Annotated in this window: 9 protein-coding genes; 3 read left to right on the top strand and 6 right to left on the bottom strand. The window is 47.6% G+C overall.

Annotation, left to right across the window (positions count from 1 at the left end):
* Positions 1-103: 103 nt before the first annotated feature.
* Complete coding sequence (locus tag QNO02_RS05820; RefSeq protein ID WP_036611621.1) at positions 104-1,009, top strand: ArsR/SmtB family transcription factor; 906 nt, start codon at positions 104-106, stop codon at positions 1,007-1,009.
* A 120-nt stretch (positions 1,010-1,129) separates the two neighbouring features.
* Here QNO02_RS05820 and QNO02_RS05815 read toward each other — a convergent pair whose 3' ends face one another.
* From QNO02_RS05815 to QNO02_RS05795, 5 genes are all read right to left on the bottom strand, one after another.
* Positions 1,130-1,924, bottom strand: coding sequence for a C40 family peptidase (locus QNO02_RS05815; RefSeq protein WP_289391413.1), 795 nt, complete (start codon positions 1,922-1,924; stop codon positions 1,130-1,132).
* 526 nt (positions 1,925-2,450) lie between these two features.
* Complete coding sequence (locus QNO02_RS05810; protein WP_289391412.1) at positions 2,451-5,726, bottom strand: glycoside hydrolase family 48 protein; 3,276 nt, start codon at positions 5,724-5,726, stop codon at positions 2,451-2,453.
* Positions 5,727-5,808: 82 nt separating this feature from the next.
* A complete protein-coding gene (locus tag QNO02_RS05805) occupies positions 5,809-8,802 on the bottom strand; it encodes a glycoside hydrolase family 9 protein (protein WP_502921875.1) in 2,994 nt (997 codons plus the stop codon).
* Positions 8,803-9,143: 341 nt separating this feature from the next.
* Positions 9,144-10,880 carry a methyl-accepting chemotaxis protein gene (locus QNO02_RS05800; RefSeq protein WP_289391411.1) on the bottom strand — a complete coding sequence of 579 codons (1,737 nt, stop codon included), beginning with the start codon at positions 10,878-10,880 and terminating at the stop codon, positions 9,144-9,146.
* A gap of 205 nt (positions 10,881-11,085) precedes the next feature.
* Positions 11,086-11,637: an undecaprenyl-diphosphatase gene (locus QNO02_RS05795; RefSeq protein ID WP_289391410.1), complete on the bottom strand. Its 552-nt coding sequence runs from the start codon at positions 11,635-11,637 to the stop codon at positions 11,086-11,088.
* Positions 11,638-11,821: 184 nt separating this feature from the next.
* Here QNO02_RS05795 and QNO02_RS05790 point away from each other — a divergent pair, with 184 nt between their 5' ends.
* The gene (locus tag QNO02_RS05790; protein WP_289391409.1) at positions 11,822-12,817 is read left to right on the top strand and encodes an LCP family protein; all 996 of its coding nucleotides are present in this window, start codon (positions 11,822-11,824) and stop codon (positions 12,815-12,817) included.
* A 139-nt stretch (positions 12,818-12,956) separates the two neighbouring features.
* The gene (locus QNO02_RS05785) at positions 12,957-14,210 is read left to right on the top strand and encodes an acyltransferase (protein ID WP_289391407.1); all 1,254 of its coding nucleotides are present in this window, start codon (positions 12,957-12,959) and stop codon (positions 14,208-14,210) included.
* Between the two features lie 37 nt (positions 14,211-14,247).
* Here QNO02_RS05785 and QNO02_RS05780 read toward each other — a convergent pair whose 3' ends face one another.
* Entirely contained in the window at positions 14,248-14,985 is a 738-nt protein-coding gene (locus tag QNO02_RS05780) for a hypothetical protein (protein ID WP_289391406.1), read from the bottom strand.
* Positions 14,986-15,080: the final 95 nt, after the last annotated feature.

The raw sequence follows: 15,080 nt of genomic DNA, 5'->3' as shown, positions 1-15,080 counted from the left end.
GATTATAGCCTTAATTTCAACCTGAATTTTGCAAAATGTTATTCTTTTTACTGAATTTATGTTTAACTTAATTCTATACAGATAAAATGGAGGAACAACTGTGATCAGAGCAAATACCGATGCCGAATGGCTCCCCCTATATGAAGCACTTGCCAGTGAAGTCCGTCTACAGATCATCCGCCTTGTTGCAGAGACTCCGATGAATGTGAAGGATCTTGCTGCTTCACTGGGTCTGAGTAGTGCCATCGTGACCATGCATGTCCGCAAACTTCAAGATGTGGGCATTATTCAGTCCAAAATGATACGCAAAGACGGCGGCACACATAAAATGAACAGCCTTGCTGTAGACTGGATTGGCATCTCCATGCCGCAGGAAAGCGGGACAGCCCGCAAGCTGCACGAGGTTTCCGTCCCTGTGGGACACTACACCCACTTTGACGTCTATCCGACATGTGGTCTGGCTACGTCCAATCATGTTATCGGACAGTATGATGACCCTCGTTATTTTCTCGACCCTGAGCGGATGCATGCCCATATTTTATGGTTTGGCCGTGGGTTTGTGGAGTACAAAATTCCAAACTATATCTTATCCGGACAGCAGATCAATGCCATTGAATTGGCCCTCGAGATCGGGTCAGAAGCACCTTCGGTTAATCCGAATTGGCCCTCGGATATTACATTTATGCTTAATGGCATCCGATTAGGGGAATGGACAAGCCCCGGAGATTCAGGCAACGGACGTGGCATGTTCACCCCGGAATGGTGGAGTGACAGTGTCAATCAGTACGGCATGCTCAAGGTACTGCGAATAACCAATGAGGGTACGTTTATTGATGGACAACATCTATCCGACATTACACTCGCAGATATCCCGGTTGAACGCAACCAGTGGACCCTTCGTCTTTCGGTGGAAGAAGATGCTCAGCATGTAGGCGGGCTTACCTTATATGGTGAGGGATTCGGCAACTACAATCAGGATATCCTGTTCCGACTGTACTATCACGATTGAGTTCTTCAAAATAATAAATAACACAAAAACACCTCCCACTCGCCTGTCAAAGGCAGAATGGAAGGTGCTTTGTATGCATATGAACATGTGCGGAATATCTAGTAAGGTTCTTGTTCTAACCTACAGCGCACTGCCACCAAACAGGAAGCGATACTCCCAGTGTTTGCCGGAGATATCACTAGTTGTTACACCACCGCCAGCGTTGGAATAGGTGTGTAATACTTTTCCGTCACCCAGGTAAATCCCTGTGTGCGTAATGGTTGCGCTAGATTTATTCACGCCCGAATACGATGATGCAGAGCTGCCTTTATACGACATGAAATACATCAGATCTCCGCGTTTCAGGTTTTTCCAGTTCGTCTGAACTGTACCCTTGGCTTTTACATAGGCTCCCTGTTTGCGGGAATCCGCTGGAAGCTTGATGCCAAGTGCATCAATGAAGGCCTGGCGTACAAAGCTGGAACAGTCAAAAGTAGCTGTGCTGTTACGACTGGCTCCGAACTCATAAGGAGTTCCCAAATATTTCATTCCCGCTGCAATCACTTTTTCTACAGATGCATTGCCAGTCACCGATGTACCACTATTCGAACTCGATCCGCTTGTGCCGCCACTAATCGCTTGTGTGTATTTGGATGAAGAAGATATGTAGCCTGTCCGGTTAGCAGAATCCTTAATCTTATACCAATCCGAACCGGATTGCTGAAGCACCGTTACCGTTTCCCCTTTAGCGACCAAGCGAACAATCTTCGCAGAAGAAGAAGGTGTTGTGCGTAGGTTTACGCCCCAAATTACTTTTACTTGTGAATTGTTAACAGCAGCTGCCGATACCTGTGCCGTTAGTGCTCCTGTCGTCAGACTTCCCATCAGCATCGTTGCTGTGACACTTGCCGTAATAATCGTTTTCTTCCAGTTCATGATGTCGAGTTCCCCCTGATGTTACAGAATTTTAACCTGGCTTGGTTCTCCCGGGCTTGCCCCATTGTAAACGGGCTATCCATAACGTTCATCAGTCAAAAGTCCTGTATTGATGCAGGCGAACTTGAGTACTAAGTATCAGGGTTTGTCCATAATCTGCTGGAAAAATTCACTGCTGATCCCTTCTTTTTGAAAGGTTAAATTATTGTAACTATTTGATGTGCTTGATTTTTCCGCGATACAAGAGCTAGGTCGTTTCTCATTCAGGGCATATGCCATATGACCTATATTTTAATGTTTAAAATCGCAAATATGGTAAACATTACTATGATTCATTTGCCGATTACCGTTCCCCGAATTCACATTTTTGCCTCCAGCCTCAATACGGATCGATTTATCAGCAGTGTCCGTTGATTATTTCGTATTCCATTTTTGCTTTTCCATAAAAAAAGAAAAGCCAGGGATTTCTCCCCGGCTTAACCTATATGATGAGTAACATCACTCTACAATTGGTCGATCAACTCATTTAAGGTTCAATTCCCCATACCTTGGCGCCATCCTGATAAGCTGTCACTTTTGTCCAGGCACTGAAGGCCGTTTGGGTGGAATCAAAGGAATAATCATTGGTTTGATCAAAATTCGTCCAGTTGTTTTTCGAGAAACGTCCCTGGATGATTCCGGTCTCGGCACCAGCGGCCAAACTGCCGGCACCCGATTTGAATTCAATCTCCAGATACGTATCTGCCGTGCCCTTGGCCGGATCTATCGAAACAAAATGCCCTTCCACGTTACCACTGCCAATCTGTGCATAATCACACCAGAAACTCAGATCAGCGGCACTATCCTTCGTGAAATAATACCGGACCTTCACTTTGCTCAAGTCCACCGCAGTTGTACCTGTATTCTTCACATTAAATTGTGGAGTAATCGCATTGACCGAAGTTCCTGAACTACCATTACGGTATTGTACTTCAAGCGTTCCCGTTGTGACTGGAGGTGCTAATGGAGTCAACACCAATACATTTGAATTCGTCTGACCACTCGTATTAATGGCTACGACTCTATAATTATAAGCTGTACCATTCACCGCTGTAGCATCGGTATACGTCAGTGCAGTCAAACCTGTTGCCAGATCAGCATATGCCCCGCTGCCTACCGAACGTTGTACCTTATAACTTGATGCTCCAGTTGATGCAGTCCATGTCAGTACTGCCTGGGCATCGCCAGCCGTTCCAGTAAGGTTGAATACGCCTGGCACAACGGTACCTGCGAGTGGTGTTGCAGATGCCTGTGTCGACGGTGCAGACTCCCCTACGGCATTCACCGCAGTGACCACATAATAATACGTTGTGCCGTTGGTCAAGCCTGTATCCGTGAATGTTGATCCTGTGACCCCTGTTGCTACAGACGTATAAGGACCACCATTCACCTCTGCACGTTTCACGGTATACGAGGCTGCACCAGCGGCTGCGTTCCAATTCAGAACCACTTGCTCACTTCCTCCAGTTGCTGTTACGCCAGCAGGAGCAGCGGGTACTTCCACTTCCGGACTATCGGAATCTCCGAGGAGACGATCATACTCGCCGTACGCTGTAGCCATATCCACTTGTGACCAGAACCGGTGATACGTAAAGGTAGGTGCACCGTTTTCCCACTGCTTCGTGGTCGGATTATACGACGTTTTGTACAGGTTATCCAAGTAAGCCCATGCCGGATCTTGCTTGATGGCCGGACGCAGATCGGAGTATCCAATGTATACGCCATTGCCGCCTTTTGCCGGATCGGAAGGTACACCTGCTGTACCAGGAATCGTGTTGCCTTGACCAAAGGTTCCAGACCAGTTCGCCGGGATATAGATCTCTTTGGCAAAGAAGCGGAAGTAGTCTTTACGCTCTTCTTCCGTAACAATACCCACACCATCATTGTAATCCCAAGCTGTATCCAGCAGAGCCTCGGCCAAATCCTTGGCTTCTTGGCCTTCCGCGTTAAGTGTGCCGTTCTCTGCCTGTGTTCCCGCTGCGAAGAAAGTCAGAGCTTTAACGTAACTTCCCAGAACTCCTGTGTCCTGCACTGGATCTTTGGTCGTTACACGGAAGTTCGGATTTTCCGTAAACGAACTGAATCCGTTCCACTTGTCCGGTTGACCCTGCCATTCCTGACCACCCGGAATCCAGAACTCTCCGGGAGCCGGCGTTGTCGCTACCTGAACATTAGTTCCACCCAAAATGCGCTGTCCAGCCGCATTCAGATAATAGCCTTGCGCATCCGTCACCGGACGCTCACCTACAAATACATAATCCTTACTCCAGTCGATCCACTTCGTGATTACTTTTTTGGCCATCTGGAAGTTCTCAGAGGTCAAATCACCGCTCTCCGCAAGAATATAGTACATCTCGGCTACACGCTCCAGCGGCCATGCCTGGAATCCAAACCAGGTGTTGGAATCCGGATCACGATATACAGGTGCCTCCTGATAAGCCATGTCATAGAATGTACTTACGCCTGCCGGATAGGCTTTGTATGAACCATCCAGACTGTTCGTTGCTCCCCCGCCGATAGCTCCTTCATGGGATTGTAGCCAAGTGTAGAATTCCAACTGACGTTTCAGCGTAGCATTCCAATCTGCCTTCGCTGTTGCTGATTTCGGAATCAAGCCGCCAGCCGGATCAGACAAAGCATACGCTGCAACCGGGTTTTGATAAGCCTGATGGGTATGGCTCGCTCCAATGCGCCAAGCCCAATCCCCACCTTGACCCAGGCCACCGCCCCAAGACGTATACCAAGCCATGAGATACATGTTGGAATCCTTGCCTGTACCCGGAGTCGGTGTACCGTTCTTTGCACTTCCAATTTTCTGGAAGTATTTATCATACATACCATAGCGTAGATAGTCCCCCATCTTCTTCGCTTTATCCAGATATTCCGGATTGTTGTATCCCATCTCCTTTGCCCAATACAGCACCTGTACAGCACGCGCATCGGCATCCGTTGCGTTTGTGTAACGCCATTGTGCTGACGGTACCTGATTTTCCTTTGTGAACAAGCTCATGAAACCTTCGTTTGTCTTACCAAAAGATTTATCATCCTGGGATGGATGCGGAATGGCTTCCCACACAGACTCCTGCTCCCCACGTTGGAACGTATTCACATAGGTAGCCGTATGTGATGGATTCAACAGGTTTCCATATCCATACCAGTCATCCACATCGACCAGCCAGTGCATGAGATAGGTCTGATTGTCACCATAGGTCGCCTTAAGTTCGGCATCAATCGGGTCTTTACCCGCTGCATATTGACCATTAAGTTGCGATGGATATTGATCTGGGAAAGGTTTTTCCGCTGCATACGTAGCAGGGCTGTTTGGGTTGTATGAGCTCATCGTAGGCTGCTCTTCCTTGCCGTCACCTTCGTTGACCGGGATAATGTATTTCTCCATACTGTCCCAAGCTGCTTCCAATTGGGACCAATCTCCCGTGTAGTGACCATACATGGTTTCCAACCACAGCCAGTAACTATATGCCTCAGACGTCGTCATATGACCATAATCCGGGGCCTCACTCAGCAGGGTCTCAATGGAATGATACGGTAGACCCTCTGGCGAAAAATATCCGTTCGCCGGATCTTTCAACTGATCATACAATTGCAAAAACCGGGCTTCATTAATGCTGTCTGCCTGAATCTCGATGGCCTGATCTGCGGCATGTGCTGTTTGCGGCCCTGCCCAGAGTCCGGTGTATCCGGTCAACATGACGGTTCCCGCCAGCATCGCTGTTAAACTTTTTTTCGCAGCTGATTTCAACATTAATATATACCTCCCTGGAATAGTGGAAATTGAATATAAACGGTCTGACCATGCTGCTCTTCGGCCAATGATCTTGAGCTAGTTACGGCTCCAAGCCCCACACTTTGGTGTTTCCCTGATACCCGGTTACCTTGTTCCATGCGGCAAAAGCCGTCTTGGAAGCATCATAGGAATAATCATTACTTTGATCGAAATTGCTCCAGTTATTTTTGGAAAAGCGTGCTTGAATCACGCCGGTCTCTGCTCCAGCGGCCAAACTGCCTGCTCCCGACTTGAAGCTAATCTCCAGATACGTATCTGCGGTACCCTTCGCCGGATTCACTGCGACAAATGTACCTTCAACATTGGCCGTGCCCATCTCGGCATAATCACACCAGAAAGTCATTTGATCCGCACCATCCTTGGTGAAATAATATCGGATCTTTACGGTACTGAGATCAATCGCTTGTGTTCCGGTATTCTTCACGTTGAACTGCGGAGTCACCGCATTACTTGAATCCCCGGACCCTCCGCTGCGGTACTGCACTTCGAGTGTACCGGTCGTCACCGGAGGTGCAGAAGGTGTCAGTGCCAGGACATTGGACAGTGTCTGTCCGTTCGCATTCACAGCTGTAATCCGGTAATTGTATGTGGTGCCATTCAGCGCTGTTGTATCGGTGTAAGTCAACACGGACAATCCGGTTGCCACATCCGCATATGTCCCACCTGCCACCGAACGTTGTACCTTATAGGTAGTAGCGCCCGAGGCTGCTGTCCAGGTCAGGACCGACTGCGCATTACCAGCTGTCCCACTTAAAGTCAGTGCTCCCGGCACCGTCGAAGCTGCTTGTGGGGTAGCCGACACCTGCACAGAACCCGATGATTCCCCTGCTGAATTCACAGCAGTCACTACATAATAATAAGTCGTCCCGTTGGTCAGCCCCGTGTTTGTGTAGGTCAATCCATTAACCCCTGTCGCAACAGTTTTATATGGTCCTCCACTCACCTCGGAGCGCTTCACCGTATACGATTCAGCCCCGGATACAGCGGCCCAAGTCAGGTTAACCTGACTACTTCCCGCTACAGCCTGCACGCCAGCAGGTGCGCTTGGAACCGTGACTGGTGTAACACCAGGCTCCTGTCCATACACCTTTACCCCTGCATCATAGACTGGAAGGTATATACTCTTCACAGGAGTGCCTGTGGTCAGCGTCTGGAACGAATGATCATTACTTGCATTCCATGCACCCTGTGGGCCTGTAATGCGGAACTGTACTTCTTTACGATAATTTCCTTCCCCACCTGGATAGATCTTGGTATTACCGAAGTTCGCCGTAATGGCATAGATATGCTGGGCTGCATTCACCACAACGGGTTGGGATACCGTCGCCCCCTCTGTATAGGAGGTTGTCACTTGCACGTCCGATACCGTACGTCCGGCAGCATACACTTCACTCAAATCCAGGAAATACTTAAAAGACAGTTGATCTCCCATTCGGGCAGGCCAAGCGGAACGATTATTAAGCTGTGCTCTGATTTCCGTATAATTGGCACCTGATGATTTAATTGCAGCCTCCACAAAGAACTCATCTCCCTTCACCTCAGGTGCAGGGAAGTTCGCAAGGGGCTGATGATTCTGACCAAATAGCAAATTCATCTTTGCCAGTGCGCCGGTAAAACCAGCATTGTAATCGGTTGCGACCTCATTACTCACGTAATCCCCGATATCATCGGTATATCCATCCGATGCATCCGGGCCACCGACCATGGCACCATACAGAATGTGGCGATGGTTAGCCGGTGTATCTTCGTTATTCAGCCATGAACCGTGAGCGGTCCGATGATGCGGATATTGAGGTGCATTTTGCCCATATCCGACCACATAACTGCTCTGACGTGGATTATCGCCCAGAATATAATTCATCTGTGAGACAGCAAAATCCTGATATCTTGACTTTTTCACAGGATCACTGACCCAGTCGGAGTATACAAAAGAAATAAAGGATGCATTCGCTGCATATCGGAGCGAGCCCCACTGATCCAGCCACGCCAGACCTCCTGGCGTATACTTGACTCGTGTCCCATTGACTCCAACCGTCCAATAATCCAGATTGCGCTCAGTCGACTGAATAAATCTCGTCGCCTCCGGCATGTTCAAACTGGACGTAATACGGGCAAGCAGGATCTGGGCACCATAATGTTTACTGTCCCAACCTTGTGTCCAGGTATACGGCCAATTGGCTGAGCCTCCGCTAGAAGACCACCGGTCCGTAGCTGCAATGGCTTTGGACAAGTAAGCGCTATCATTAGTGGCTAAATAAAGCCACGCTCCGCCCCATGCCAGCTCGTCTTCGTATCCTGTCCACGAATTATAGAACGCTGCAGCATCAGTGATACAATCGGTGTATTCCCCCCGATATGTATCTGCGAAGTTATACAGCTCTTTCGCATGTTGGAGCAGTCTTGCCGAATATGCCGGATCATCATCTGCAAATACAATCGATGACGCTGCCAGTGCTGCAGCCGTTTCTGCCGCCAGATCACTGCCCGGGCATGAAGCATCGATCTTGAACGAAGGACGGTTCATCTGCATGACTTCTGCGGGTCCCCACCAGGCATGGTCGGTATTGCCTGCCCCCACTTGTCCCCATAATTCATTTGGTTTCGTATGCGCTTTCATAAAATAGTCGGTCGCCCATCGGATATTATCCTTGATCTCCTCCAGTTGTCCGGCCTGTTCATATCCGTCGCCGTATTCCACGACAGACCAGGCGAGCATCGTTGCGGAAGCAGCCATCGGAAAACCAAACTTCACATGATCTCCGGCATCATACCATCCTCCGGTCAGATCAACGCCTACATCAGCCCCATCCTGCATGCCCGAATTACCACGCCATTCGACCCGATTACTCGCTGGCAACGGGCCCGAACGCTGTGCCTCATAGAAGTAAATGGCCTTTTGCAGTGCTTCAGCATAGTTCTGATTTCCGACGGCCGCATCCGCCTTAGGAATTCCTGTGCCCATCGATAAACTCCCTGCCAGTAGTCCTGCCGATAACGCGATCATAGCGACTCGTCTCCACCAGCTCCCCTTCATGTTCAACTATTCATCTCCTCTTCATCAATATTCCGTATGCATTACTCTGGACTGCAAGTTTATATCGCTCCTCCCCATGGTGTATTTCAGTGTAAGTTACACCATTAATTACCATTATAGCCGTTTGTTTCACTAGCTATATAAGCGTTGGTGACTTCTGAAATAACATTGTTGTGACCTGCTCTGCGTCATGCGACAAAAAAAGCTGTTTCTCTAACACATATACGCGTTAGAGAAACAGCTTCTCGCCCTTGCTATCATCAACAGTATAAATCGAATGGCATTCTGACCATCCTGTCAGTATGTTTCTGTACACCTTAGGTGTCAGAACATCTCATTGGTTACACTTTGAACTTGTTAATCTGCTCCTGCAGTTCTTCGGCCATTTTGGATAATGAACCTGCGGATGATGCAATCTCTTCCATCGAAGCCAACTGCTGCTGAGTTGCGGCAGATACATTATGAACCCCGCCCGCTGCCTCTCCAGCAATGTTGGAGATTTGACTTACATATCCTACAACCTCAGTTGTACTAGCCGACATTTCTTCTGAACCTGCAGATACTTCCTGGATTTCACCCGCTACTTTGTTGACCGCATCCGAGATCTGCTCGAACGCTTGTCCTGCCGCAGTAACCATCTCGATTCCTGCTTCTGTCTCACTGCTGTTCACTTTGACTGCCTGAACAGCATGATCCGTATCTTTCTGAATCAATTGAACGAGATCCGTAATTCTTTGCGCAGAAGTAGAAGATTCCTCAGCCAACTTACGCACTTCTCCCGCAACTACGGCGAAACCACGTCCATGCTCTCCTGCTCGTGCGGCTTCAATGGCTGCATTCAGTGCAAGCAGATTGGTCTGCCGGGCAATGTTGTTGATTACCTCGGTAATGGTTCCAATCTCTGCTGAACGTTCCCCCAGCCCTGTAACCAATTCAGTAAGCGAAGCAATGGAATTTCGAACAGAACCCATCTGTTCAACCGCTTGCTGAATAATCATATTTCCTTCGGAAGATTGATTCGCCGCATCTACAGCAGATACGGATACACTCTGAGCAAGCTCGGCAATCTGCTCTGATCCGAGAGCCATCTCATTCATCGCCTGTGAAGAACGCTTCACAATATCAACTTGATCAGACGTACCTACAGCCAGTTCTTCGACCGTTTGGGAGATCTGTTCCGAGGCTTGAGTATTTTGCTCTGCACTTGCAAGAAGCTCCTCCGATGAAGCGGCTACCTGTTCGGAAGTCATCGATACCGATTCAATCATGGAGCGCAAATTGCCACTCATGGTATTGAAGGAAGCCGCGAGCGTTCCCAATTCGTCTTTGTTCTTAAGTACAATCGTCTCACCCGTCAGATCACCATTGGCAATAGCCATGGCCGCTTCATTCATTTTTTTGATTGGACGTGAAATGATGCTTGCAATGAAGAAGGCAATAAATACAGCTAGCAAGAATGCAAAAATCGTCACTGCCAAAATCACATTAAATGTATTCTCTGCCATCACAACAGACTCATTCGTTGCTGCATCCGATCCTTCATTGCCTAAAGTGATTAACTTGGCGATAGAGTCGTTTGCTGTGTACCACATTGGATAGGCTTCAGTGTGCAGTCTACTTGCTTCTTCATAGTTATTTGCAATACCGAATTCTATGAATGCAGGCATTTTCTCCACATAAGCATCATAATTCGTACTGAAATCATTGTAGAGCTTCATCGCTTCATCATTGCTCTCAATGTATGTAAGCAACTGTTTACGCTCATCCTCAATCTTCGTGAGGAGCAACTTTAACGCTTCATTCACCTTGACATTTTCTTCTTCGTCTTGTTCAACGATAATTGCCAGCGCCAACCGCTCTACATCCGAAACATCGCCATTCATCAAGCCAAGGAGGCTTACACTCGGCATCCAAGTCTGATCTACATCATTGGCTTTACCTGACATATTATGGATCTGTATTAACGCATAAACGCTTACAACAACCAGCAGAGCCACGACAATTAAAAAACCAGTCAGTAACTTGCCTCGAATCGTTAACTTCAATATCCCCAACTTATTCCCCCGCGTGTCTTCCATGTGTCCCACTCCTCAAAATAATACATATTTATAGTATATCGTCACCTATCGTCATGAATTGTAGATGTTAGAATTCATTTTCTATAAATTTCGCTTAACTTCGAATATAACGCAAAAGAAGTCTCCCATCTTTGGCAGAACCAGAGAAAGAGACTTCTTTATTGAACAAAACTATTACGATTTCGCTCCATATTACGTGCAGAAGCTAACGAAAAACACGTCGGTGTATGTTAATGAAAAAGTCGGGAATCGACTTGGTATAATTGCGGGTTATAATCAGAACCACACTAAGCAGACTTCCGAGAATGAATCCTCCCAGAATATCTCCTGGATAATGCACACCAACATATACACGAGACACCCCTGTCAACACAGCGAGTAACAACATCCATAACCCGAAGCGACGTCCAATGAAGAATGAAGCAGCCGCTAGAGCAAATACAAAGGAAGCATGTTTACTTGGAAAAGAAGGATCAGGTACATGGGCAACCAGTTGATGCACTGGCCCTTCTACAAAAGGCCTTGGATGACCCACTGCTGGTGATATCCCCCATTTGGTTAGAACTAAAGCTACAATGGAAGCTACACAGGCATAAAAAACAATTCGCTGTTTCGATGGATCGCCGAGAAACCATACGATAACGAGCAGTGCGATCATAACCCAGACCGCATACTCGGATGATGTGATCATAAACCAGTCCAGAAACGGTATTTGGTCTGCAAACTGATTAATCCAATTAAATAGTGATTGATTCATAACTGGCTTTTAATACCCCCATTACACAAAACAAGATTATTTTTTACATAATAAATATACACTAACTATTTGTCAAACAATCCCCATCTTGACCGAAGTTACGAAATCAAAGAGGACATTTTGCTTTCTTTTTGTTAAACTAGTTTGGGTTACATATCAGTTCAATCATAGAAAGGTGAAGATTATGCTTAAAAAATGGTTATGGGGTACAGCCCTGACCCTGGCACTTGCGATTACAGGTGTCATTGTATATTACGGATATTCGATTGTTCATTTTGCCAATAGCATCTCAACTGCTTCCGGGACTTCATCCGATTCTTCCTCTTCGGGCACAAACAGCGATTCAGACACTCCAACGACAACGATTCCCAGATGGGAGGGCCAAGAACGGGTAAACATTCTGCTACTTGGTGGGGACTCCAGAGGCGATGATGCAGGGCGTTCAGACTCGGTCATGGTCGCTTCCATTGATCCGGTCACCAAAAAAGCCCACCTGTTCTCCGTACTTCGAGATACCTATGTCGCCATTCCAGGGCATGGCAAAAGCAGACTTAATGCAGCCTTTTCCTACGGGGGTGCGGAGCTGACCAAACAAACCGTCAGTGATCTGCTCGGTATTCCCATTCAGCATTATGTCTACACAGACTTTACAGGTTTCATGGCACTTGTTGATGCGGTAGGCGGCATTGAAATCGACGTAGAGAAAGACATGTATTACACCAGTAAAGCAGATAAACATATGTACGACATTGACTTGAAAAAAGGATTGCAGCATATGGACGGCAAAACCGCCCTGCAATATGTTCGGTTCCGACATGATGCCACCTCGGATTTTACCCGTACCGAACGGCAGCGGATCTTCATGACCGAGCTGGCCAAGAAAATGCAGAGCACCACGTCGCTCTTCAAAATCCCGGATATCCTGGAAGCCATCGCTCCCTATATTGAGACAGACCTCAGTCCAACCCAGATGTTAAAACTCGCATCACTTGGCTTCGATATCCATGTGAACGATATCGATCAGCAGCAGATTCCACCGAACAAACTCCTCACCAATGAACTGGTCGGCTCAGCTCAGGTGCTGGGTGTTGATGTAACCAAACTCCAGTCCTACATTCAGAAACTGTTTGAAGAAGATGCCGCGTCCTCAGAGACTCCATCATCAGAGGAACAGAACTAAAATAAGCATCAGATATATCAACAAAAAAGACGGCCATAGCCGTCTTTTTTAGTACCTATTTTCTCCATTTAATGCAGCCTTAATGTTTAACGGGTACCCTTATATGATGAACTCCGGTTCCTGGAGGGAGGATTACAATGTGAAAAAACCGCGAATAGCGGAATGGACCGAACTGCGGGGCATTGCCTTTCTGGCAATCGTCATGCAGCATAGTATCGCTGAGTATATCTATCGCGCTGATATTGAACAACCGGATTCCATTATGCTGACCATGATTTATCATCTGACCCGATTTGGTACGCCAACGTTTGTATTTCTATCGGGTGTAATGTTGTTTTACCATCATCGTAACACCAAACCGGAATATCCTCGCTTCATTCGAAAGCGATTTGGCGATATCTATATGCCGTTTGTCGTATGGACACTGATCTATTGGCTCGCAGTCCGTATTTTCACCCCCGCGTTCTGGCGTGCAGGCATACCCGATTTTTGCAGTCTGATTCGTGAACTGTTTGTCCCGCAGACGGGATATCATCTCTGGTTTGTCATTATGGTGTTTCAGTTCTATATTCTGTTCCCCCTTTTTTTGGCGGGAGCGAAAGCCATTCAGAGACGTATCCAGAACACCTCACGTTTCACGCCCATGCAAGTCATTGTGGCACTCATTGTCTTGGCAGCTGCATTCTACGGCCTGCTTATGAAATGGTCCTACTATAATATGGGGAGCTGGACAGAATCCATGTCTGAGCCATGGTCAACGTTGCTGCAATATCGCTCCTATTCATGGGTGATGTACTGGTTCTACTTTTTACTGGGTGCCGTATGTGCCTGGTCAGTGGATAGCTGGAGGAGTTGGACCACCAAGGTGCTGCCATGGACGATCTGTCTGTTTATAGGGATGTATATATGGCTTGGTTACGATGTGCTGCGTGGGTCCGGGGATGTTGTTAATCTGAATATCTCCACCTATCTGAAACCAACCACATTCCTGATCATTATGGCTCAGATGTTTATGATGTATGGTTTCCTTGTACTGATGCGAGGCAAAGATACACGGTTTCAGCGCCTGTTATCCTGGATTGGCCGCTATTCATTTGGTGGATATCTGGTTCATGCACTGGTAATTTACGCTATCGCTTATGTAACCAGACCGCTTCAACTCAGTGGATGGCATCTGCCTGTAACGTTGCTATCGTTCCTTGTAACGGTTGTTATGGCTCTTGCAATCAGTTGGGCGCTGTCCAAGCTTCCTGGCTCACGTTTCACGGTAGGGTTAATGCGCAAACCACGTTCAACCTCCCATTCATCAGCTGCTGTGGACAAAAGAATTACACCTGAGCGAACTCCGTCACCCGGCCACACTCGCAGCCCGGGAACGAGTGAGCCGTTTTGAAATAAAGAAGAGCGTCCCCTTATGGAGACGCTCTTCTTTATTTCACTTCACTCGAAGTTGATCGTCCAGGAACAGGTTCCTGGGGACCCGGGGCTGGATGCACATTGCCCTTCTGATTCACAAATCTCTTCAGATCACCCGTTAATTGTTCCTTCAGCTTGTCCACCAGCTGCGTTTCACTAATGCCTTTTGCCTGAGCAATCTCAGCCAGTGATTTCCCTCCCTGAAGCTGCGCGTGCAGTTGAGCAGGGGTGACTCCAATAAACCGGGCAATTTCGCCTTTATCTACCATGGAACGTTTGCCATGGTGGGCAAATTCACGCCGCAAGTCACGCAGCGGGGTATTAATGACCTTTTTCAACTTGGTATCCATGTCCGCCTTCGTAGCTGCTGCTTGTTCCTTGGTGAGGCACCCCTCATCGACAGCTTGATCCAGACGCTGTGCAAGTGTAGGCTTCAACTTCTGCAATAACTGCTCCTCATTAAGTCCCTTACGCTCTTTCGCAATCTGGGACAACGTCTTGCCAAGTTCCATCTGTTCTTTCAGATCCCGAAGTCCAATCCCAAGCAAGTCTGCCGTCTCACCAATCATAAACAGACCGTGTCCTGCCTGCATGCATGGCTTTGCTGGTTTGCCGGAGGAAGAAACTTTTGACGCATCGTCATGTTCCTCAGCCCGAACGGTTGAATCAGCAAATGCCACATGTCCTGTTGCTGCTGTTATAACTACGGCTGCCAATCCGGCTGCCATCCATGTTTTCCATTTCAAATTCATTTTTCTGCCGCCTTTCCGATGTCGAAATCCTGTGCCTTCCTAGTTTGAGCCTAAAATCCACTTTTTTATGCCATAAAATACAAAAAGTCATCATT

The organism is Paenibacillus sp. PK1-4R, assembly GCF_030369595.1.
Lineage (GTDB): Bacteria > Bacillota > Bacilli > Paenibacillales > Paenibacillaceae > Paenibacillus.
Note: the sequence above shows the minus strand (reverse complement) of the source record. Positions and strands in the feature narration are given on the sequence as shown.